The sequence below is a fragment of the Microbacterium sp. MYb62 genome (genome assembly GCF_002979475.1).
Taxonomy (GTDB): Bacteria; Actinomycetota; Actinomycetes; order Actinomycetales; family Microbacteriaceae; genus Microbacterium.
This window is the reverse complement of the sequence record NZ_PCOY01000004.1, coordinates 1-20,888: the sequence shown is the minus strand read 5'-3', so window position 1 is coordinate 20,888 and position 20,888 is coordinate 1. Positions and strand designations below refer to the sequence as shown.

General features: G+C 69.2%; 18 protein-coding genes. 8 read left to right on the top strand and 10 right to left on the bottom strand.

What is annotated here, in order from left to right; translation table 11 throughout:
• Positions 1-35: 35 nt before the first annotated feature.
• The 5 genes from CQ042_RS06365 to CQ042_RS06345 are packed head-to-tail and all read right to left on the bottom strand — an operon-like array spanning position 36 to position 5,793.
• Positions 36-1,697: an amidohydrolase gene (locus CQ042_RS06365; RefSeq protein WP_105669642.1), complete on the bottom strand. Its 1,662-nt coding sequence runs from the start codon at positions 1,695-1,697 to the stop codon at positions 36-38.
• Between the two features lie 2 nt (positions 1,698-1,699).
• A complete protein-coding gene (locus tag CQ042_RS06360; RefSeq protein WP_219844821.1) occupies positions 1,700-2,584 on the bottom strand; it encodes an ABC transporter permease in 885 nt (294 codons plus the stop codon).
• Entirely contained in the window at positions 2,581-3,465 is an 885-nt protein-coding gene (locus CQ042_RS06355) for an ABC transporter permease (protein ID WP_105669641.1), read from the bottom strand. Before CQ042_RS06355 ends, CQ042_RS06360 begins: the two co-directional genes overlap by 4 nt.
• Positions 3,458-4,636 carry a spermidine/putrescine ABC transporter substrate-binding protein gene (locus tag CQ042_RS06350; protein ID WP_105669640.1) on the bottom strand — a complete coding sequence of 393 codons (1,179 nt, stop codon included), beginning with the start codon at positions 4,634-4,636 and terminating at the stop codon, positions 3,458-3,460. The genes CQ042_RS06355 and CQ042_RS06350 overlap by 8 nt, the downstream gene beginning before the upstream one ends.
• Positions 4,633-5,793 carry an ABC transporter ATP-binding protein gene (locus tag CQ042_RS06345; protein ID WP_105669639.1) on the bottom strand — a complete coding sequence of 387 codons (1,161 nt, stop codon included), beginning with the start codon at positions 5,791-5,793 and terminating at the stop codon, positions 4,633-4,635. The genes CQ042_RS06350 and CQ042_RS06345 overlap by 4 nt, the downstream gene beginning before the upstream one ends.
• A gap of 204 nt (positions 5,794-5,997) precedes the next feature.
• Here CQ042_RS06345 and CQ042_RS06340 point away from each other — a divergent pair, with 204 nt between their 5' ends.
• A complete protein-coding gene (locus CQ042_RS06340; protein ID WP_105669638.1) occupies positions 5,998-6,351 on the top strand; it encodes a hypothetical protein in 354 nt (117 codons plus the stop codon).
• 177 nt (positions 6,352-6,528) lie between these two features.
• Here CQ042_RS06340 and CQ042_RS06335 read toward each other — a convergent pair whose 3' ends face one another.
• On the bottom strand, positions 6,529-6,801 hold the full coding sequence (locus CQ042_RS06335) for a metal-sensitive transcriptional regulator (RefSeq protein ID WP_105669637.1): 273 nt from the start codon (positions 6,799-6,801) through the stop codon (positions 6,529-6,531).
• Positions 6,802-6,906: 105 nt separating this feature from the next.
• Between CQ042_RS06335 and CQ042_RS06330 the strand changes: the two genes are divergently transcribed.
• Both CQ042_RS06330 and CQ042_RS06325 read left to right on the top strand, forming a co-directional pair.
• Entirely contained in the window at positions 6,907-8,184 is a 1,278-nt protein-coding gene (locus tag CQ042_RS06330; RefSeq protein ID WP_105669636.1) for a DUF445 domain-containing protein, read from the top strand.
• Between the two features lies 1 nt (position 8,185).
• The gene (locus CQ042_RS06325) at positions 8,186-9,103 is read left to right on the top strand and encodes an arginase family protein (protein ID WP_105669635.1); all 918 of its coding nucleotides are present in this window, start codon (positions 8,186-8,188) and stop codon (positions 9,101-9,103) included.
• 23 nt (positions 9,104-9,126) lie between these two features.
• Here the strand turns inward: CQ042_RS06325 and CQ042_RS06320 are convergent, their stop codons facing one another.
• A complete protein-coding gene (locus CQ042_RS06320) occupies positions 9,127-10,131 on the bottom strand; it encodes a LacI family DNA-binding transcriptional regulator (RefSeq protein ID WP_105669634.1) in 1,005 nt (334 codons plus the stop codon).
• A 152-nt stretch (positions 10,132-10,283) separates the two neighbouring features.
• On the opposite strand from CQ042_RS06320, the gene CQ042_RS06315 reads away from it, so the two are divergent.
• Genes CQ042_RS06315 through CQ042_RS06300 form a run of 4 tightly spaced genes read left to right on the top strand, consistent with a single transcriptional unit; the run spans position 10,284 to position 15,335 of the window.
• The gene (locus CQ042_RS06315) at positions 10,284-11,534 is read left to right on the top strand and encodes an extracellular solute-binding protein (protein ID WP_105669633.1); all 1,251 of its coding nucleotides are present in this window, start codon (positions 10,284-10,286) and stop codon (positions 11,532-11,534) included.
• A 2-nt stretch (positions 11,535-11,536) separates the two neighbouring features.
• On the top strand, positions 11,537-12,634 hold the full coding sequence (locus CQ042_RS06310) for a carbohydrate ABC transporter permease (RefSeq protein ID WP_105669632.1): 1,098 nt from the start codon (positions 11,537-11,539) through the stop codon (positions 12,632-12,634).
• Positions 12,631-13,473: a carbohydrate ABC transporter permease gene (locus tag CQ042_RS06305; RefSeq protein ID WP_105669631.1), complete on the top strand. Its 843-nt coding sequence runs from the start codon at positions 12,631-12,633 to the stop codon at positions 13,471-13,473. Before CQ042_RS06310 ends, CQ042_RS06305 begins: the two co-directional genes overlap by 4 nt.
• Positions 13,470-15,335 (top strand): glycogen debranching N-terminal domain-containing protein, encoded by a 1,866-nt coding sequence (locus tag CQ042_RS06300; protein WP_105669630.1) that lies wholly within the window; start codon positions 13,470-13,472, stop codon positions 15,333-15,335. The genes CQ042_RS06305 and CQ042_RS06300 overlap by 4 nt, the downstream gene beginning before the upstream one ends.
• A gap of 86 nt (positions 15,336-15,421) precedes the next feature.
• On the opposite strand, the gene hutI is transcribed toward CQ042_RS06300, so the two are convergent.
• The 3 genes from hutI to hutH are packed head-to-tail and all read right to left on the bottom strand — an operon-like array spanning position 15,422 to position 19,884.
• Positions 15,422-16,585: an imidazolonepropionase gene (gene hutI / locus CQ042_RS06295; protein WP_105669629.1), complete on the bottom strand. Its 1,164-nt coding sequence runs from the start codon at positions 16,583-16,585 to the stop codon at positions 15,422-15,424.
• Between the two features lie 55 nt (positions 16,586-16,640).
• Positions 16,641-18,350: a urocanate hydratase gene (gene hutU / locus CQ042_RS06290; protein WP_258132087.1), complete on the bottom strand. Its 1,710-nt coding sequence runs from the start codon at positions 18,348-18,350 to the stop codon at positions 16,641-16,643.
• Positions 18,343-19,884, bottom strand: coding sequence for a histidine ammonia-lyase (gene hutH / locus CQ042_RS06285; protein WP_105669628.1), 1,542 nt, complete (start codon positions 19,882-19,884; stop codon positions 18,343-18,345). The genes hutU and hutH overlap by 8 nt, the downstream gene beginning before the upstream one ends.
• Positions 19,885-19,942: 58 nt before the next feature.
• Between hutH and CQ042_RS06280 the strand changes: the two genes are divergently transcribed.
• A complete protein-coding gene (locus tag CQ042_RS06280; protein WP_105669813.1) occupies positions 19,943-20,710 on the top strand; it encodes an IclR family transcriptional regulator in 768 nt (255 codons plus the stop codon).
• Positions 20,711-20,888 lie beyond the last annotated feature (178 nt).

Here is a 20,888-nt window from a genome sequence, read left to right as displayed (position 1 = left end):
GCCGAGGCTTCCTGCCTTCAGGCTCGTCCCGCGGCTCATCCCTCGGAGTCGTAGACCCGCTCCCCCTCGACCCAGGTGCCGCGCACTTCGGTCAGGCCGATCTCGTCGACGGGATGATCGAACGGGTCGCGGTCGAGCAGGGCCAGGTCTGCGCGCATCCCCACCGCGATCGTGCCGGTGCCATCGAGATGGTTCACCCGCGCGGAGCCCGCCGTGTAGGCGACGAGCGCGGTGGCGAGGTCGATCGCCTGTTCGGGGAGAAACGCGTCGTAGTCGCCCTCCCACTCGGTGGGCGCGGAACGGCGATTCACCGCCACGTGGATCGCGGCCAGCGGGTTGGGCGTGCTCACCGACCAGTCGCTCCCCGCGGCGAGCGCGGCGCCGGAGCGCAGCAGGTCGCCGAACGGATACTGCCAGGTGCTGCGCTGCTCCCCGAGGAACGGGATGGTGAGGTCGACCATCTGCGGCTCCAGCGTCGCCCAGAGCATCTGCATGTTCGCGGTGACGTCGAGCGCCCGGAACCGTGGGATGTCGTCGGGGTGCACGACCTGGATGTGGGAGATGTGGTGCCGGTTGCCGCGGGGCCCGTTGTGCACGAGCGCCGCTTCGACCGCGTCCAGGCACTCCCGCACGGCGCGGTCGCCGATCGCGTGGAAGTGCAGCGTGAACCCGAGGGCGTCGAGGCGGGTCGCGGCTTCTTTGAGCAGCTCGGGTTCGACGAAGGAGATCCCGGAGTCCTCGCGCGGATGCCCGTGGCCGTCGCAGTAGGGCTCGAGCATCGCGGCGGTGAAGTTCTCCGCGACGCCGTCCTGCATGATCTTCACGCTGCGCGCCCGGAAGCGCCCGACCGTGCTCTCGTCGCGACGCCGGACGATGTCGTCGATCTGTTCCAACCCGCGCGACCGATCCCACCACAGCGAGCCGACGACGCGGCCGGTGAGCGCACCGGTGCCGGCGGCGGCGAGGTATGCGGGGAGCGGGTCGCCCGCATCGCCGTACTCGGTGCCGACGATCGCGTCCTGCCAGGCCGTCACACCCCAGGAGTGCAGATACCGCTGGCCCTGCAGGAGCGCCTCGACCAGTCGCTCGAGCGACTCCCCGGGGAGATGCCGGTTCACGAGGCCCATCGCGCCTTCGTGCAGCGTGCCGGCGGGGGCGCCGGCGGCATCGCGTTCGATCCGCCCGTCGACGGGGTCCTCCGTGTCGCGGGTGATGCCGGCGAGCGCAAGCGCACGGGTGTTGACCCAGGCGCCGTGACCGTCGCGGTTGGGCAGGAACGCCGGGCGATCGGGCAGGACGGAATCGAGGTCTTCCGCCGTCGGCGTGCCTCCGGGGAACGCCGACATCTGCCACCCGCCGCCGAGGATCCACTCGTCGTCGGGATGCTCGGCCGCGTACTCGGCGATGCGCGCCAGGTACTCCTCCCGTGTCGACAGGTCGGCGAGGTCGCATCGGAGCATGTCCAGACCGCCCCACACCGGATGCACGTGCGCGTCCTGGAAACCGGGAACGAGCAGTCCGCCCTCGATGTCGACGACCTCGGTGTCGGGGCCGATCAGCGCCGAGACATCGTGCCCGACTGCGCTGATGAGGCCGTCCGTCACGGCCACTGCACGCGCCGTGGAGCGCGCGGCATCCGCGAGGAACACCCGCCCGCCTCGCTCTCCGCCGACGAAGACCAGGTCTGCGTGCGACATGTTCATCCTCCTGCCATCGTGCGGGCGATCTCGGTCGCCGAGTCCCCCGCCCTCTTGAGAACCACCGCCACCAACGCGAGCGCGAGGAGCGTGAGCACGAGCATGATCGTCGACACCGCGGCGATCTCGGGACGCAGGCCGCTGCGCAGCGCGCTGAGGACGTAGACCGGCCACGGTGTCGTGCCGGAGACCTGCACGAACGCCGACACGACCGTGTTGTCGAGGCTCAGCGTGAACGAGAGCAGGAACCCGGCGAGCACGGCCGGCATCGCGAGCGGCAGCGTGATCTTGAGGAAGGTGCGCACGGGCGGTGCGTAGAGGTCGGCCGAGGCCTCCTCCAGCCGGGCGTCCAGCCCGACCAGACGCGCGCGCACGATGTACGACACGATCGCGACCGAGAACAACGACTGTCCCACCACGAGCCGCATGGTGCCGTCATTGAAGATCCCGAGACCCACGTCCTGTCCGAGGAACACGAGCCACGGCAGCAGGGCGACGGCATCCACGATCTCCGGAGTGACCGACACGAGCAGCAGGAGGCCCAGGAACCACCACACCCACTTCCCCGGGTTGCGGGCCATCGCGATGCCGGCGAGCGTTCCCAGTGCCGTCGCGAGCAGCGCGGCGAGCAGTCCGGTGCGCACCGACACGAGCACGGCATCGCGGATCGCGGGCTTGTTCACGATGGCGAGGAACGAGTCGAAACCGAAGTGGTCCCACGACACCAGGAGTCGTCCGACGTTGAAGGAGTACACGATGATCACGAGGATCGGCAGGAACAGGAACAGGAACACGAGCGCCGCCCAGATCGGCAGCAGGAAGCGTCCGGCGCCCCGGCGCACCCGTGGTGCCGACGCCGCGGGCGCGGCGGTCTTCGTCTCAGTCATGATCCCTCTCCCAGGACGAGGCGGTTGCGTTGTCGGAGCGGCAACGTCACGAGCCAGAGCAGCCCTGCGGCGACAGCGATCGAGATCATGATGACGATGATCAGCAGCACCGCCATCGCGGATCCGAGCGCCCAGTTCTGCGCGGTCTGGAATTGACTCGCCACGACCTGCCCGATCATGTTGCCCTTCGCCCCACCCAGCACCGTCGCGGTGATGTAGTCGCCCATGAGCGGGATGTAGACCAGGAGCACCCCGGCGATGATGCCCGGCCTGGCCAGCGGCACGGTCACTCGCAGGAAGGTCGTGACGCTGTTCGCGCCGAGGTCCTTGCTCGCCTCGCGCAGCGGCCCTGACACCCGGTCGAAGGCGACGAACAGCGGCAGGATCATCAGCGGCAGGTAGTTGTAGACGACCCCGAGGAGCACGGCACCGCGCGAATAGAGCAGATCGAGCGGACCGGGGATGACCCCGATGCCTTGCAGCAGTTGCGAGAGCCACCCCTCGGGGGCGAGGATCACCTGCCAGCCGATCGTGCGCACCAGGAAGTTGGTCCAGAACGGCACCATCACGAGCGCGAGCAGGAGCCCGCGCTTCGAGGGCGGCGCCTTCACCGCGATCCAGTATGCGACGGGACCGCCGATCACCAGGCACAGTGCCGTTCCGAGGATGCCGATCCACAGGGTGTTCAGGAACGTGCTGAAGAACGTCGGCGACAGCGCCTCCACGTAGCGGTCGAACGAGAGGTGGTCGAGCGCGTGCGTGGCGAAGATGCTCGGCTTGTAGCCGAAGCTGAACACGACCACCATGAAGATCGGGGCGACGAAGAAGACGAGCAGCCAGACCCAGGCGGGGATCGCGAGACCGAACTTGAGCTTAGGCACCGGCGGCCGCCTTCATCGAGTTCCAGATCGAGACGACGCGATCCTGCGCTTCCGTCAGCTTTCCCTCATGCATCGTGGCCACCTGCTCCTCGTCGAAGAACACCATGTCGAGCCGCTCGAGCCCCGCGGCCTCCGCCTCGTCGCGGATGCCCGAGATACCGGTGTCGTATCCGATGTAGTCGACCTGCGCGAGCTGCACGTCGGGCTGCAGCACGAAGTCGATGAACGCGTGCGCCGCCTCGGGGTGCGGCGCACCGGCGGCGATCGCCCAGTTGTCCATCCACAGCTCGGTCGCGGGACTCCCCAGCACCCACTGCCAGCGGTCGGGATCGTCGGACTCGAAGATGCCGAGACGCGCGTCGCCGTTGTAGGACTGGAGCAGGGCATGCGAGGCCTGCGGGATGGATGATCCACCGGGATAGGAGTCGAACGCCGAGACGTGCGGGGCCAGATCCTCCACGAGGAACTTCTCGACCGCGTCGAGGTCGTCGGGATCCGTGGTGGTCCAGTCGATGCCGTTCGCCCAGAAGTAGATGCCCAACAGCGGCGCAGGGTCGTCGAGCACGGAGGTCGAGCCGGAGGCCTCGTTCTGTGCGGCGTCGATGAAGTCGTTCCAGGTCGTGAGCTCCCGCGAGATCACCCTCTTGTCGTACACGAACCCGGTGGTTCCCCAGGCCTTGCACACCGAGTACTCGTTGCCCGGGTCCCACGAGCGTCCGCGGAACTCGGGTGCCACGTGCTTCATGTTCGGCAGCAGATCGAGGTTGAACTTCTGCAGGAGCCCGTTCTCGGCCATCGGCCCGACGAACACCCCGGTCGGCACCACGATGTCGTATCCCGAAGTGCCGCGCGCCGCGACGAGCTTGGCGATCAGCTCCTCGTTCGAGTTGAAGGCATCGAGCACGATGCGCGGGCCGCTCTCGGCCGTGAACTGCTCGAGCACCTCGGGGGCGTCGTAGTCGCCCCAGCTGTAGATGGAGAGCTTGTCCTCGAGCGGGCCGCCCTTGGCGTGCACGGCGGCGGCGTTCTGCCCCGGTGTGCAGGCGCTGAGCACGACCGCGCCGCCCGCCATGATGGCAGTGGCGAGGAAGCCGCGGCGGGTCAGCTCGGTGCGGATCACCCGTGCGGCGCTCCGGTGCGCGAGGACGCGCACCGGAGGAGTGCCCCTCATCGACCGCCGCCCTTGGGGAGGGTGATCACGTGCGTCGCGGTGGTCGGGATTCCGTCGGCCGCGAACAGGCGTGCGTCCACGGCACTCCAGACGCACCGGACCTCGTCGTCGACACCCACCCGGGGTGCGGTCGGCGCCGGCATTCTCGAGAGGAAGGTCGCGTCCTCACCGATGCGGACGGCCACCTGCAGGGTCTCGCCGAGGTGGGAGACGCCGAGCACCCGCCCGGGAACGCCTGTTCCCTGGCCTCGCTCCAACCGGACGTGCTCAGGGCGGATCGCAGCGACGGCCGGCTGCCCCGCAGCGACCTTCTCCCCGCCCCAGCGCCCGGAGATCACCCCGATGGACGTGTCGACCGCGTCCCCGTCTGCACGAACCGTGCCGTGCACGAAGTTCTGCTGGCCGATGAACGACGCGACGTACGCTGACGCGGGTTCCGCGTAGATGGTGTCCGGCGCATCGAGCTGCTCGATCCGCCCCGCACGCATCACGGCGATCCGATCGCTCATCGACAGCGCCTCGGCCTGATCGTGGGTCACGAACACGAAGGTCGTGCCGAGTCGTGCCTGCAGCAGCTTCAACTCGAGCTGCATCTCCTCGCGCAGCTGCCGGTCCAATGCCGCGAGCGGCTCGTCGAGCAGGAGCACGCTCGGCCGGTTGATGAGCGCCCGAGACAGCGCGATGCGCTGCTGCTGACCACCGGAGAGCTGCGTCGGCTTGCGGTCGGCGAAGGCCCGCAGCTGCACCATGTCGAGTGCCTCGCTCACGCGCTCGCGCTGCTCGGCCTTGGGCACGCGCCGCTGCTGCAGGCCGTACGCGACGTTCTCGGCGACCGTGAGGTGCGGGAACAGGGCGTACGCCTGGAACACCGTGTTGACCTCGCGCCGGTAGGGCGGGAGGTTCAGGACGCTCCGGCCGGAGATGAGGATGTCCCCCGCATCCGGATACTCGAAGCCCGCGATCATGCGCAGCGTGGTCGTCTTGCCGCAGCCGGACGGGCCGAGGAGGGAGAGGAACTCCCCCGGTTGCACATCGAGGCTCAGGTCGTCGACCGCGGTGGCGGTGCCGTATCGCTTGGTCACACCGTCGAGGCGGACCGCACCGGTGATGGTGGGTGCGTCGATCGTCGCCGTCGACGTTCGGGTGGTGTCGGGCATGGAGCCTCCCCATTGAGATTCGCTTGCCGCGAGTCTGGCACAGGAACTGCGCCAGGTATAGCGAAATCGGAAGTCTCCTGCTGAATCGACAACGATATCCGTTGTCGATCCTTCACCTCGCGACCGATTGTGCCCTTCCGCACGAAACCGGACGAGACCAGATCGTGACACCGCGAGGCGGTCCCGCTCCGTAGGCTCGTCCGCATGGCCCAGGCTTATTACCCGCCGCGGACGACGTTCGGGGCGATCGTCGTCGTCGGGTGGTCGATCGCGTCGTCCTTCGCGGCGCTCGTCGCGTGGGCGCTGGTCACCCTGGCCGCCCAGCTCGCCGTGGGCATGCGAGGGGAACTCGTCGAGGGGATGCCCGTCTTCTCGATGTGGTTCCTGAGCGCGGGGTTCGCGCTCGTCGGCGTCGCCGGGGGCGGCGTGTGCCTCGGGCTGTCGAGCCGCGTGCACGACTCGCGCGGGGGGCGTGCCGCCGCCTACGTCGTCAGCGCCCTCGCTCTCGCGTGCTCGATCGCTGCCCTCGTCGCGGGGTTCCTGGTCTTCACCCTCTGAGAGCGCACTCGCGGACGCAGGTCAGGTACGGAAGAGGAGTACGCACTCTCGGGCGGTTCTCACGGCGACCGCAGGCCTGGGGATACGACGCCGAGGACGATGAGGTCTTCGACGGCGGCCGGCGACTCTCCGCGCGCAGCGCCTCGACCGCTCCGTCGGGGCGCTGCGTCGAGTCGCCTACTTGCGGTCGAAGTCGAACGCCTTGAGGAGTTCGACGACGGCCTTGTCCCGTTCGTCGCCGCCCTCCTCGAACATGTGGGTGACGTGCGTCTGCAGATGGTTCTCGAGCAGCAGCCGGTTCAGTGACTCGAGAGAGCGCTGGATGGCCCGTGACTGCGTGATGATGTCCATGCAGTACTCCTCGTTCTCGATCATCCGCGCGACGCCGCGCATCTGACCCTCGAGGATGCTGGTGCGGTGCAGAGCCCGCTTCTTGATGTCTTCGATCACCTCTCGAGGGTACTCGCCCTGTGGGCTCCCTGGCTGTCTGACCGCCGAGACGACGCGCGCGCCTCAGCCGGTACCGCCCGTGCGGCGGCGTGAAAGGATGACGTCATGCCGCGAACACCGATGACGCAGCTCTCGCCCGCCGATCAGGAGCGGCTCCGCGCGCTCCGACGCATGAAGGCCGTGGCGCTCGGAGCGCTGGTGTTCATGGCCCTCGTCTTCGTGATCGCCTTCGCGTTCCAGCAGCGGATCGGCTGGCTCGGCTATGTCCGTGCCGCGGCCGAGGGCGGCATGGTGGGCGCGCTCGCGGACTGGTTCGCGGTGACCGCGCTCTTCCGCCGCCCCCTCGGATTGCCCATCCCGCACACCGCGATCATCCCGAACCGCAAGGACGAGATCGGCCGCACGCTCGGCGAGTTCGTCGAGACGAACTTCCTCGCCGCCGAGGTCGTTCGCACCAAGCTGTCGAGCACGCGGATCGCCCTGCGCGCGGGTGAGTGGCTGCGCGAGGCACCTCACGCGGAGCGGGTCGGGGCCGAAGGCGCGACGATCGCCACGGCGGTGCTCAACGCACTGAGCGACGACGATGTGCGCGACCTGATCACCGACCTCGCCCGTGAGCACCTGGTCGATCCCGAATGGGGGCCGCCCGCCGGCGCCTGGCTCGAGAAGATCGTCGAGGCGGACGCGCATCACGGTGCCGTCGATCTCGCCGCCGACAGCATCGCCCGCTGGCTGGACGCGAATGCCGCGTCGTTCACCGGACTCGTCTCGCGTCGCCTTCCCGGCTGGGTGCCGAAACTGGCCCATCGCTTCGTCGACGACACCGTGTACCACGAGGCGGTCAAGTTCGTCCATGCCGTGCAGGCCGACCCCCGTCACCCGGCGCGCCTCGCGGTCGACGGCTATCTGGCGCGTCTCGCCGACAGCCTGCAGAACGATCCGGCGACGCGCGCGAAGCTCGAGAACGCCAAGGCCTCGCTGTTCGACAGCCCGCGGGTCGGCGCCCTCGCTGCCGAGGCGTGGAACACGGCGAAGAACGGTCTGCTCACCGCCCTCGCCGACCCCGAGAGCGGTCTGCGCCGCCGAGCCGTGCAGGCCCTGCAGGAGGTCGGCGAGCGCCTGACGACGGACGCGGCGCTCCAGCACCGCGTGGACACCTGGGTGTCGGACGCGGCGGTCTTCCTGGTCGACCGCTACCGACACGACATCGCCTCGATCATCACCGACACCGTCGAGCGCTGGGATCCGGCCGAGACGACTGAGAAGATCGAGCTCATGGTCGGCCGCGACCTGCAATACATCCGCCTGAACGGCACGTTCGTCGGCGCCCTGGCCGGCCTCGCCATCTTCACGATCGCCCACGCACTGATCCCCGGAGTCTGACATGGCACTCGCACACGATCCGCTCTGGCCGCGCGCCGGTTCCTGGCCCGCCTTCGGCGGAACCGCCGACGCGGTGCTGCTCGGGGTGCCGACGTGGCGCACCTCGCTCTCGCCGACCGGGGCGCACGCGACTCCGGCGGCGATCCGCGAGGCGCTCCCGCGCTATGGAACGACGGTGATGGGTCCGCCCGCGGTGGAGCTGAACGAGGTGCTGCACATCACCGACGCCGGCGACGTGACCGATCCCGACGGTTCCGACGGAGAGGCGAGGGTCATCTCCCGCGTGCGCGAGCTGACGGCCGCGACGGATCTCGTGATCGCGCTCGGCGGTGACAACTCCCTCACCTACCCGGTCGCACTCGGGTCCGAGGCCACGGGATTGATCACCTTCGATGCGCACTTCGATCTGCGCGACGGCGTCTCCAACGGAACGCCTGTGCGGCGCCTCGTCGAAGACGCCCCCGCCGCATCGTCGCTGCGCACAGCCCGGATCGACCCGGCGCGGATCGTGCAGATCGGCATCGCCGACTTCGCGAACTCCGCCGCCTACGCGCGGCGCGCCGCCGAGTGGGGCATCCGGGTCATCACCCTCGATGAACTCCGCCACCGCGGAGTCGAGGACGTCGTCGCGGAAGCGGTCGAGGTCGCCGGAGCCGGGATCGGCTCGCGCATCCATCTCGACATCGACGTCGATGTGTGCGACCGCTCCGTTGCTCCCGGCTGCCCGGCGAGCGTGCCGGGAGGCATGCAGGCGTGGGAGCTGCGTGCACTGACTCGTGCCGTCGCCGCGGATCCCCGCGTGGCCAGTGCCGATCTCGCCGAGGTGGATGCGACAGCCGATGCCGACGATGCGCGCACGGTCCGCCTCGCCGCGCTGTGCGTGCTGGAGCTGCTCGCGGGCCTCGCGTCGCGACGCTGAGCCGGAACGCTCTCACGGCGGCGTCAGCGGACCACCAGCTCCGGGGTGATCAGCGCATGCGCTGAACCGGCCTGCAGAGTCCGCGGCGCCACGATCTCCCCGGTCGGGCCCATCAGGAGCTCGAGGATCGCCGTCGCCACATCCTCCGGTCGCTGCTCGACGCTCGAGAAGCCCAGCGCCTCGGCGGTCGGCGTGTTGTCGAAGCCGATCACGGGCAGCGTGAGTCCCGCTGAGGCGATCGCGAGCAGCGCGCCGACGGCGAGCGAGTCGCTGGCGCACACGACGGCATCCGGCACAGACCCGGCGGCGAGCGCCGCGTCTATGCACGCGCGCGCGAACGGTACGCCCTCCTCCGCCGTCAGCCGCGTGCCCCGAGCACCGGCCGCTGCCATCGCCTCACGCCAGCCACGCTCGCGGTCGTCACCGGTCCCGGAGCCCGTCGGCCAGCCGAGGAAGGCGATCCGCGAACCTCGGGTGAGGGCATGCACGGTCGCTGCACGCGTTCCTTCCGCTCCGTCGACGTCCACCCAGAGATGGCGCGGGTCGGCGATGTCGTCTTCGCCCCACGGTCGGCCGAACGAGATGAACGGCAGCCCGTCCTGGTCGAGGCTGCGAACGCGCGGGTCGTCGCGCGAGGTGCCGGTGATGATCGCCGCATCGATCTCCGATCCCTCCCAGAGTTCCGCGAGTCTGGCGATCTCCTCCTCACGCGTGCGAGCGGCGTAGACCAGCATCCGCATTCCTCGCTCGCTCGCCCGCTCCGTGATCGCATGCACGAACCGGTCGAGGACGACGCCCGAGATCCCGCCGACGTAGGGATCGAGGCGGATGCCGATCGTCGAGCTGCGGCGCAGACGGAGCCGTCGCGCCGCCGCGTGCCGCCGGTAGCCGAGTTCGTGGATCGCCGTGATGACGCGCTCTCTGGTCGCCGGGCGGACGATGTCCGGGGTGTTGAGCACGTTGGAGACCGTCTGCCGGGAGACGCCTGCACGCTCGGCGACGTCTTCGACGGTCGGCGCCTTCGCCATCGCACCTCCTCTTTCACGTCCCGGGTTGACACTTCCCGCGACTCCCGCTTAGCCTATTCCACGCAGAGTTTGATCGTTCAAATTTCTGTGCTGATCCCGCACGGCCCTCCCCGAGGCCGTCGCCCGCAGTGACTCATCAAAGGAGAGAGACCATGACACGGCACACCACTCGCGCAGTCTTCGGCACCGGGGCGGTGCTGCTCACCGGCGCGCTCGTGCTCACCGGCTGCGGCTCCGGTTTCGCCGGAGACGACCAGAAGGCTGACGCCGAGGGCCTCACCTCGTCAGACGACGCGCTCACGGTGCTCATCGGCTCGTCCGGCGATGCCGAGACCGAGGCCGTGCAGTCCGCCGTCGACTTCTGGTCGGCCGATTCCGGGACGAAGGTCACGGTCCAGGTCGCCAGCAACCTCGATCAGGAGCTGTCGCAGGGCTTTGCCGCGGGAGACCCGGCCGACCTGTTCTACCTGTCCACCGACCAGGCGTCGGGCTACGCCGCCAACGGATCGCTCGAGGCCTACGGCGACCAGCTCGCCAACAAGGACGACTTCTACCCCTCGCTCGTGGAGAACTTCACGGTCGACGGCACGTTCTACTGCGCGCCGAAGGACTTCTCGACGCTGTCCCTCATCATCAACACACAGATGTGGGCCGATGCCGGACTCACCGACGCCGATCTGCCGAAGACGTGGGACGACCTGGCCGCCGTGGCGCAGAAGCTCACCACTGCCGACCACGTCGGTCTCGCCTTCGGCGCGGAATACCAGCGCGTCGGCGCCTTCATGGCGCAGGCAGGCGGCGGCCTCGTCAGCGACGGCAAGGCCATCGCCGACGACCCTGCCAACGTCGAAGCGCTCGACTACGTCAAGTCGCACCTCGCCGACGGCACGTTCGCCTTCGCCAAGGATGTCGGGGCCGGCTGGGGCGGAGAAGCTCTCGGCAAGCAGTCCGCCGCGATGGTGATCGAGGGCAACTGGATCACCGGAGCGCTGTCGAACGACTACAGCAGCCTCGCATACACCGTCTCCGCGCTCCCCGAGGGCCCCGGAGGTGCGGGCACACTGCAGTTCACCAACTGCTGGGGCATGGCCGCCGACAGCCCGAACCAGCAGGCCGCTCTCGAACTGGTCGAGTACCTGACGAGCGCTGACAGCCAGCTCGCGTTCTCGGAGGCTTTCGGCCCGATGCCGTCGATCAAATCCGCCGCCGCCGACTGGACCTCGGCGTACCCGGAGCTCGAGCCCTTCCTCGCCGGCGCGGAGTACGCGCAGTTCCCGCCGAACCAGGCGGGGACCGCCGACGTCATCGCCGACTTCAACTCCCAGCTGGAGTCGCTGAAGACCGCCGACCCGAACGCGATCCTCGACTCCGTCCAGTCGAACCTCGAAGCGGTCGTCGAGTAACCATGACGGTCAAGGCAACGCCTCGCCGCGGTGGGGCCACCGGGCTCCGCCGCGGCGAGGCGGCAGCCGGGTGGCTGTTCACCGCGCCGGTGATCGTGATCCTCGGAGTCTTCCTCCTGATCCCCGTGATCATGGCGCTCTGGGTGAGCGTCTCGGACTGGGCCGGCCGCGGCAGCCCCCTCTCCGGATCGGTGTCGTTCGTCGGCGCCGACAACTTCGCCGCCGTGCTCACCGACGGCGGGCTCGCGACGAAGGACTTCGGCACGTCGCTGCGCAACAACGCCTGGTACGTCGCGCTCGTGGTCCCGCTGCAGACCGCACTCGCACTGTTCCTCGCGATCCTCGTCAACCGCGCCATGCTCCGCGGTCGCGGCTTCTTCCGCACCGCCTACTACTTCCCCTCGGTGACCAGCACCGTCGCGATCACCGTGCTGTGGATGTTCCTCTTCACCTCGAGCGGAGCCGTGAACGACGTGCTCTCCTGGTTCGGCATCAACGGCCCCAACTGGTTCAACGATCCGCGCGGCATCTTCCATCTGGCACTCGGTACGGTCGGCCTCGACGCCGGTCCCGCAGCCCTCACCCAGGGCGGCACCCTCGGAGTGTCGTGGTGGGAGTGGCTCGCCGGCCCCTCTGTCGCGATGAGCGCCTACATCCTGATGGCCATCTTCACGACCTCCGGCACCTTCATGCTCATCTTCCTCGCCGGTCTCCAGAACCTCGGCGCCGACGTCGACGAAGCAGCCATGATGGACGGCGCGAACGGCTGGCAGCGCTTCTGGCGCATCACGCTCCCGCAACTGCGTCCGACCCTGTTCACCGTGCTCACCCTCGGCCTCATCGGCTGCTGGCAGGTGTTCGACCAGATCTACACCGGCACCCGAGGAGCGCCGAGCAAGACCACGCTCACGCCTGCCTACCTGTCGTACCAGACCGCATTCCAGAACCAGGAGTGGGGGCAGGGAGCGGCGATCGCGTTCATCCTGTTCGTCATCATCGTGATCTTCACGCTGTTGCAGCGCTGGGTGCTGCGCGAGCGGCCGGTGTCGAAGCGCCGCATCCGCGCCTACGAGTCCCCGTCGAAGGGCGCATCGTCATGAGGCGGCTCTCCCCGAAGCAGCTGACGTGGCAGATCGCGCTCTACGCGCTGCTGATCATCCTCGCGATCATCTACATCTATCCGTTCCTGATCCAGGTCGCGACGAGCTTCAAGACCGATGAGGATGCCGCGTCCAGCGGGATCACGCTCATCCCGGACGTGTGGACCTTCGCGGCGTACGAGCGCCTGTTCCGCAACTCCGACTTCCCCTCGTGGTTCGTGAACAGCGCGATCGTGACGATCTTCGTCACGGCAGGGCGCGTGTTCTTCAACTCGCTCGCCGGGTACGCACTGGCTCGACTCCGCTTCCGCGGGCGCGGTGTCGTCTTCGCCGCCCTGGTCGCGGTGATGTCGGTGCCGACCGTCGTGCTGCTGATCCCCAAGTTCCTCGTGATCAACCAGCTCGGCATCTTCAACTCCTATGCCGGGATGGTCCTGCCCTTGCTCGTCGATGCGGCCGGGGTGTTCATCATGAAGAACTTCTTCGAGTCGATCCCCGAGTCGGTCGAGGAGCAGGCTCGCATCGACGGTGCCGGCACGTTCCGGCTGTTCTGGTCGGTGGTGCTGCCGATGGCGACGCCTGCGCTCGTGACGATCGTCATCCTGTCGTTCCAAGGCTCCTGGAACGAGCTCAGCCACTTCATCGTGTCGACCAACGACCCCGCCCTGACGACCCTCACCAAGGGCGTCGCGTCCCTGGCCAGCGGCGGACTCAGCCAGGGCACCCAGTACCCGCTCAAGCTGGCGGCCGCACTCATCATGACGATCCCCGTCGCCGTGATGTTCTTCGTCTTCCAGCGCCGCATCATGAACTCCACAGAAGGAGCCGTCAAGGAATGACCCCCACCCCGCCCCTCCAGCCGCTGCTGGACGACGCCGTGATCATGCTCGAGGCGCCGACCCAGGCCTGGTCCGACGATGTCGGCCGCATGGGCACCGCTCCGATCCACGGCATCTATCACGGCGACGTGCGACACATCCGGAGCATCGAGACCACGGTCGCCGGCACCGCGCTCGAGTCCATCGGATGCGCTTCTCCGGCGCCGCAGCAGGTGGTCCTGACGGATCTTCTGCGCGGGCTCGACGACGAATCGGCCGACCCCAAGGTGCGGATGGATCGCGACCGGCGTGTGGGGCCGGGGTCGTTCTCCGAGCGGATCACTGTCGCCGCCCACCTCGACACGGCCACTCCGGTCGGCATCGCCGTCCGGGTCGTCCCGGACTTCGCTCCCATGCAACTCGTCAAAGCCGGGCTCGCCGCCGATGCGACGTGGACCTGGGACGGATCCGTCTGCCGGGCGGGAGAGGCGTCCTTCGCGCTCACCGCGCCCGAGGCCACGGCGACGCAGGACGGCGACGCCCTGGTACTGCGGTGGGATGTGCTGGTTCCGCCGCGAGGTTCCGTCGCCGTGGGCTGGACGGTCGACCTCGACGACCCGACACTCGTCGTCACCGCCGCGCTGCCGTCGCAGGCGCCGCAGCCGACCGTTCCCTCCGACTCGCGCGCGGCGCGCTGGATCCAGCAGGCGACCGCCGACCTCTCCGCCCTCCGCCTCGCCCTGCCCGCGCATCCGGATGATGCGTTCTACGCCGCCGGGGCCCCCTGGTTCTTCACGCTGTTCGGTCGGGACTCGCTCTGGGCCGCGCGGCTCGCGCTCGCGGTCGATCCCGACATGGCAGCCTCCACCCTGCGCGTGCTGGCACGCCTGCAGGGCACCGTGCACGACGCATCGACGGCCGAGGCTCCGGGCAAGATCGCGCACGAGCTGCGCAGCGGCGCCCTCTCGCTGCCCAATGAGGGCGTGCACCTGCCGCCGCTGTACTACGGCACGGTGGATGCGACACCGCTGTGGATCTGCCTGCTCGCCGACGCCAACGCGGCCGGGATGCCGGAGTCGGAGGTCCGCGAACTGCTCCCCGCTCTACGCGCGGCGCTCACCTGGATGACTGTGCACGGCGATGCCTCGGGCAGCGGCTTCATCGACTATGCGGACGAGTCGGGTCACGGGCTCGCGAACCAGGGCTGGAAGGACTCGGGCGACTCGATCCAGTGGCGAGACGGACGCCTGGCCGAGGGACCGATCGCTCTGAGCGAGGTGCAGGGCTATGCGTACGAAGCCGCCATCCGCGGTGCAGACCTGCTCGACACGTTCGGCGAATCCGGCGCAGCCGAGCTCCGGGCGTGGGCCGCAGATCTGCGCGAACGATTCCGCGCCGCCTACTGGGTGACCACGCCGGAAGGGCACTACCCGGCGGTCGCGCTCGACGCCCACGGCGCCCCGGTCGACACCCTCACGAGCAACATCGGCCACCTCATCGGTACCGGCCTCCTCGACCGCGAGGAGGAGCAGGCCTGTGCCGCGCTCCTGACCGCACCCAGCATGTCGAGTGGCTACGGTATCCGCACGATGTCGACCGGAGCCGCCGGCTACTGGCCGCTCAGCTACCACGGCGGCAGCGTGTGGGCGCATGACACCGCCATCGCCGTGCACGGCATGATGCGTGCCGGTCTCGACGCGGAAGCGCGGATGGTCGCCGGCCAGCTGCTCGACCTCGCGGAGGGCTTCGACTATCGCGTGCCCGAGCTGCATTCGGGAGATGCGCTGGTGCCCGGCGGCGCGCCCCTCCCGTATCCCGCAGCCTGCCGCCCGCAGGCGTGGTCGGCAGCGGCGGCCGTCGTGGTCGCCCATGCGCTGGAGTGAGCCGGTCGGTCAGATGAGCAGGTCGATCAGGTGAGCTGGCCCGAAGCCGAGCTCACGCGACTCGATCGGCCGCGCGCCGAGTGGGCTCAGCCGATCGCCCGACCGTCCTTCCAGACGGTCCTCACGAGAGGAACGCCGGGCCGATAGGCGAGGTGGATGCGGGTCGGCGCGTCGAGCAGCACCAGGTCGGCTCTGGCCCCGGGCGCGATCACGCCGACGTCGTCTCTGCGGAGCGCCATCGCCCCACCCGCGGTGGCCGCCCACACGGCTTCGGCCGGGGTCATCCCCATGTCGCGCACGGCGACGGCGATGCAGAACGGCATCGACGAGGTGAAGCTCGATCCGGGGTTCGTGTCGCACGCCAGGGCCACGGTGACTCCCGCGTCGATCAAGCGGCGCGCGTTCGGATACGGCTGCCGCGTCGAGAACTCGACGCCCGGCAGCAGGGTGAGCACAGTGTGGGAGTCGGCGAGCGCGTCGACATCGGCATCCGTCAGATAGGTGCCGTGGTCGATGGAGGCCGCACCGAGCTCGACGGCGAGACGAACGCCTTCCCCCGGTCCGAGTTGGCTGGCATGCACGCGAGGGACGAGTCCGCGCGCGATGCCCGACTCCAGCACCCGACGCGACTGCGTCACCGTGAACGCCCCGGTCTCGCAGAAGACGTCGATCCACTTCGAATGCGGAGCGCAGGCATCCAGCATGGGGCCGGTGACCAGATCGACGTACTCATCCGGACGGTCGGCGTAGTCGGCGGGGACCACGTGCGCGCCGAGGAAGGTCACCTCGGGCGTCACTTCTGCCGCCAGACGCACCAGTCGCTCTTCGTCGGTGACGCTCAACCCGTAGCCGCTCTTGATCTCGACGGTCGTCGTACCCTGCGCCAGCATCTCGTCGAGGAAGCCTCGCAGCCGTGCGCGCAGCTCGTCATCGGTCGCGGCACGCGTGGCGGAGACGGTCGAGCGGATGCCGCCCGCCGCGTACTTCTGCCCCGCCATGCGCGCCTCGAACTCCGCGGCGCGATCGCCCGCGAAGACGAGGTGACTGTGGCTGTCGACGAACCCGGGGATCACGGCACGACCGTCGACGTCCACGACCTCATCGGCGGCTGGAGCGTCTGCGGCTGGGCCGGCCCAGGCGATCCGTTCACCCTCGATCAGCACGGCGGCATCGTTCAGGGTCCCGGTGAGGTCACCACCGGTGGGAACGTTGGTGGTCAGTTCCGCGATGTTCGTGATGAGAGTGCGCATCCGCATCCTTCCGAGGGACAGTGTGTCAGAGCTCTTGCCTCAGTGCAGCGGCACCTCAGAGCATCGGCACGTTGAGGCCGCGCTCACGGGCGACCTCCCGCGCATGCTCGTAGCCGGCGTCGACGTGCCGCATGACTCCGGTGCCGGGGTCGTTCGTCAGCACGCGCTCCAGCTTCTGCGCCGCCAGCTCCGTCCCGTCAGCGACGGTGACCTGGCCGGCATGGATCGAGCGGCCGATGCCGACGCCGCCGCCGTGGTGCAGCGAGACCCAGGAGGCACCGGATGCCGTGTTGAGCAGGGCGTTCAGCAGCGGCCAGTCGGCGATCGCGTCCGAGCCGTCCTTCATCGCCTCGGTCTCGCGGTACGGAGATGCCACGGAGCCTGCGTCGAGGTGGTCTCGACCTATCACGATCGGGGCGGAGAGCTCACCCGAGGCGACCATCTCGTTGAACTTGAGGCCGGCGAGGTGGCGCTCCTTGTACCCGAGCCAGCAGATACGGGCGGGCAGTCCCTCGAAGTGCACCTTCTCCCCGGCCTTCTCCAGCCAGCGGTGCAGCGCGGCGTCTTCGGGGAAGAGCTCGGCGATGGCCCGGTCGGTCTTGTAGATGTCCTCAGGGTCGCCGGAGAGAGCCGCCCAACGGAACGGTCCGCGTCCTTCCTCGAACTGCGGGCGGATGTACGCCGGCACGAACCCGGGGAACTCGAACGCCCGGTCGAAGCCGCCCAGCTGCGCCTCGGCCCGGATCGAGTTGCCGTAGTCGAACACCGCAACTCCCCCATCCTGGAAGGCCACCATGGCCTCGACGTGGGCAGCCATCGACTTGCGCGAGCGGCGCGTGAACGCCTCGGGGTCGCGCGCGGCCTCGGTCTTCCATTCCGCGACCGTGATCCCGACCGGAAGGTAGGCGAGCGGGTCATGGGCGCTGGTCTGGTCGGTCACGATATCGATCGGCACACCGCGGCGGAGCATCTCGGGGAACACTTCGGCCGCGTTGCCGACGACGCCGACCGAGAGGGCTTCGCCCGCCTCCTTGGCCGCGACGATCCGCGCGACGGCGGCGTCGAGATCGGTCGTGTACTCGTCGAGATAGCCGTGCTCCACCCGGCGGGAGAGACGCGACTCATCGACGTCGACGATCAGCACCGCCCCGTCGTTCATGGTCACGGCGAGCGGCTGGGCACCGCCCATCCCGCCGGCGCCACCGGTGAGAGTCAGCGTTCCGCGGAGCGAGTCGCGACCGAGCGAGCGGGCGACGGCGGCGAACGTCTCGTACGTGCCCTGCAGGATGCCCTGCGTGCCGATGTAGATCCACGACCCGGCGGTCATCTGCCCGTACATGATGAGCCCGAGCTCCTCGAGGCGACGGAACTCCGGCCAGGTGGCCCAGTCCCCCACGAGGTTGGAATTGGCGATCAATACGCGCGGCGCCCACTCGTGCGTGCGGAAGACGCCGACCGGCTTGCCCGACTGCACCAGCAGGGTCTCATCCGGCTCGAGCTCGTCGAGCGTGCGCACGATCGCGTCGTATGCCTCCCAGCTGCGGGCGGCCTTGCCGGTACCGCCGTAGACCACCAGGTCTTCCGGATGCTCGGCGACCTCGGGGTCGAGGTTGTTCATCAGCATGCGCTTGGCGGCCTCGGCACCCCAGCTCTTCGCGGTGCGCTGATTGCCGCGGGCGGCGCGGACGACGCGCGGCCCGGACACCGGGTTCTCCGAAGCGGTGGTGTCGGGAGAGCTGGTGTCGGATGCCCTGGACTCAACCATGAGTGTGCTCCTTTGCGATGCGGGCGACGTCGCCCGACTGGACGAGGGCGGTGACGGCTTCCATCTCCGGCGAGAGGAAACGGTCGGGACCGGGGCCGGCGGCGACGGTGCGGACGAGGTCGCGCACGGCCCCGGTCGCGGGTCCTGCCTGCAGCGGCGCGCGCAGGTCGAGGGCGCGGGCGCCGGTGAGGATCTCGATCGCGAGGACGCGACCGAGGCCGTCGATCGCGCGTCGCAGCTTGCGGGCCGCAGCCCACCCCATCGACACGTGATCCTCCTGCATGGCGGAAGACGGGATCGAGTCGACGGATGCCGGCACCGCGAGGCGCTTGAGTTCGGAGACGATTCCGGCTGCGGCATACTGCGCGATCATGAGGCCGGAGTCGACGCCGACCTCATCGGCGAGGAAGGGCGGGAGTCCGTGACTGCGGGCCGGGTCCAGGGCACGGTCCGTGCGGCGTTCGGAGACCGAGGCGACATCGGCGACGGAGATCGCGAGGAAGTCCAGAACGGCCGCGACCGGTGCGCCGTGGAAGTTGCCGTTGGACTCGATACGTCCGTCGACAGTGATGACAGGGTTGTCGATCACGCTGGCGAGCTCACGGCCGGCGATCAGTGCCGCGTGGGCGAGGGTGTCGCGCGCGGCGCCGTGCACCTGAGGCGAGCACCGCAGCGAGTAGGCGTCCTGCACCCGGCCGTCGTCCGGCCCCTTGTGGCTCGCGACCATCGGGGAATCCCCGAGGAAGGCGCGCAGGTTGGCCGCAGACTCGGCCTGACCCGTCTGCGCACGGAGCGCCATGAGGTCGGCGGCGAACACGGCGTCGGTGCCGAGCTGGGACTCGACCGACATCGCTGCGGCCACATCGGCGGTCAGCAGGAGCGTCTCGAGATCGTGCAGGGCGAGCACCAGCATGCCGAGCATGCCGTCGGTGCCGTTGATGAGCGCGAGCCCCTCCTTCTCGACGAGGGTGAGCGGCTCGATGCCCGCGGCGGCGAGGGCTTCGACGGCGGGAAGAAGGGCGCCTGATGCGTCGCGCACGTCGCCTTCGCCCATCGCAGCAAGGGCGATGTGCGCGAGGGGAGCAAGGTCGCCCGAGCAGCCCAACGATCCGTACTCCCGCACGACCGGGGTGATGCCCTCGTTGAGCAACGCGGCATAGGTCTCGACGACGACCGGGCGAACGCCGGTACGGCCGGAGGCGAGGGTCTGCAGGCGCAGGAGCTGGAGACCGCGGACCACCTCGCGCTCGACTTCGGCCCCCGTGCCTGCGGCGTGCGAGCGGATCAGGCTGGCCTGCAGCTGGAGGCGCCGGTCGGGGGCGATGAACGTCGTGGCGAGAGCGCCGAAGCCGGTCGAGACGCCGTAGTGCGGGTTCGGGTCTGCTGCCAGGCCATCGATCACGCGTCGGGTCTCGGCGACGCGAGCGAGTGCATCCGCATCGATCAGCACAGGAGCATCGTGACGGACGACGGCGACGACGTCGGCAGGCGACAACGGGGCCGCTCCGACGAGCACGGGGGCGAGTTCGGTCATGACTCGATTCCACACCCGACGTGCCTTCGCGGACACCCGTTCGTGCGATGCTGTGTCTGTGATACCAGACAAACCCGACGCCTCACAGGTCCCCGCTGCGGAGAACACGCTCCGCATCCTGAGCTATCTCGCCGGACGACCCGCTCCGGTGGCAGCGTCGGCGATCGCCCGCGAGCTCGCTCTCCCTCGGTCGACCGTTTACCACCTGCTCACCACCATGTCTGCGCGCGGCTTCGTGCTGCATCTGCGTGAGGAGAGACGATGGGGTCTCGGCACGTCCGCCTTCGAACTCGCCGGCGGGTACGCCAGGCAGCAGCCGCTGGCGCGACGGGGAAGACCTCTGGTCGCCGCGATGTCCGACCGTCTCGGCGAGAGTGCGCACCTCGCGGTGATGAGCGGCGGCGACGTGCTGTACATCGTCGAGGAACGCGCACCACGGCGGCCTGCACTCGTGACGGATGTCGGCGTGCGGCTTCCCGCACATCTCACGGCTTCGGGGCGTGCGATGCTCGCTGCGCTTCCGCGCGAGCAGGTGAGGGCGCTCTACCCAGATGCATCGGCATTCCCCGACCGCACGGGCGTCGGGCCACGGACGCCGCGGGAGTTGCGGGAGCTGCTGCGTGACGTGCGGTCGCGCGGGTACGCGACCGAGAACAGTGAGATCGCTGACGGACTGCGCAGCGCGGGCGCTGCTGTTCTCGACCCTGCCGGGTGGCCCGTTGCGGCGGTCGCTGTCACGTGGGGGCGTTCAGATCTGGATGAGGAGCTGTTGGCTGCAGCTGTGCAGGAGTGCGCGGCCATGCTCGAGGCGCGCTTGAAGCGCTGAGTCGTGCGGCCGCGGTCGCCTTAACGCAGAAGAGCCACCCCGCGAGGGATGGCTCTTCTCCAGCACAACGCAAGAAAGCCACCCAGCGTTGGGTGGCTTTCTTGTCTAAAAGGAGTCCGGCGGTGTCCTACTCTCCCACAGGGTCCCCCCTGCAGTACCATCGGCGCTGTGAGGCTTA

Coding starts and splice junctions, on each gene's coding strand:
- CQ042_RS06365 (WP_105669642.1), bottom strand. CDS start 1,697: ATGTCGCACGCAGACCTGGTCTTCGTCGGCGGAGAGCGAGGCGGGCGG.
- CQ042_RS06360 (WP_219844821.1), bottom strand. CDS start 2,584: ATGACTGAGACGAAGACCGCCGCGCCCGCGGCGTCGGCACCACGGGTG.
- CQ042_RS06350 (WP_105669640.1), bottom strand. CDS start 4,636: ATGAGGGGCACTCCTCCGGTGCGCGTCCTCGCGCACCGGAGCGCCGCA.
- CQ042_RS06345 (WP_105669639.1), bottom strand. CDS start 5,793: ATGCCCGACACCACCCGAACGTCGACGGCGACGATCGACGCACCCACC.
- CQ042_RS06340 (WP_105669638.1), top strand. CDS start 5,998: ATGGCCCAGGCTTATTACCCGCCGCGGACGACGTTCGGGGCGATCGTC.
- CQ042_RS06330 (WP_105669636.1), top strand. CDS start 6,907: ATGCCGCGAACACCGATGACGCAGCTCTCGCCCGCCGATCAGGAGCGG.
- CQ042_RS06325 (WP_105669635.1), top strand. CDS start 8,186: ATGGCACTCGCACACGATCCGCTCTGGCCGCGCGCCGGTTCCTGGCCC.
- CQ042_RS06320 (WP_105669634.1), bottom strand. CDS start 10,131: ATGGCGAAGGCGCCGACCGTCGAAGACGTCGCCGAGCGTGCAGGCGTC.
- CQ042_RS06315 (WP_105669633.1), top strand. CDS start 10,284: ATGACACGGCACACCACTCGCGCAGTCTTCGGCACCGGGGCGGTGCTG.
- CQ042_RS06310 (WP_105669632.1), top strand. CDS start 11,537: ATGACGGTCAAGGCAACGCCTCGCCGCGGTGGGGCCACCGGGCTCCGC.
- CQ042_RS06305 (WP_105669631.1), top strand. CDS start 12,631: ATGAGGCGGCTCTCCCCGAAGCAGCTGACGTGGCAGATCGCGCTCTAC.
- CQ042_RS06300 (WP_105669630.1), top strand. CDS start 13,470: ATGACCCCCACCCCGCCCCTCCAGCCGCTGCTGGACGACGCCGTGATC.
- hutI (WP_105669629.1), bottom strand. CDS start 16,585: ATGCGCACTCTCATCACGAACATCGCGGAACTGACCACCAACGTTCCC.
- hutU (WP_258132087.1), bottom strand. CDS start 18,350: ATGGTTGAGTCCAGGGCATCCGACACCAGCTCTCCCGACACCACCGCT.
- hutH (WP_105669628.1), bottom strand. CDS start 19,884: ATGACCGAACTCGCCCCCGTGCTCGTCGGAGCGGCCCCGTTGTCGCCT.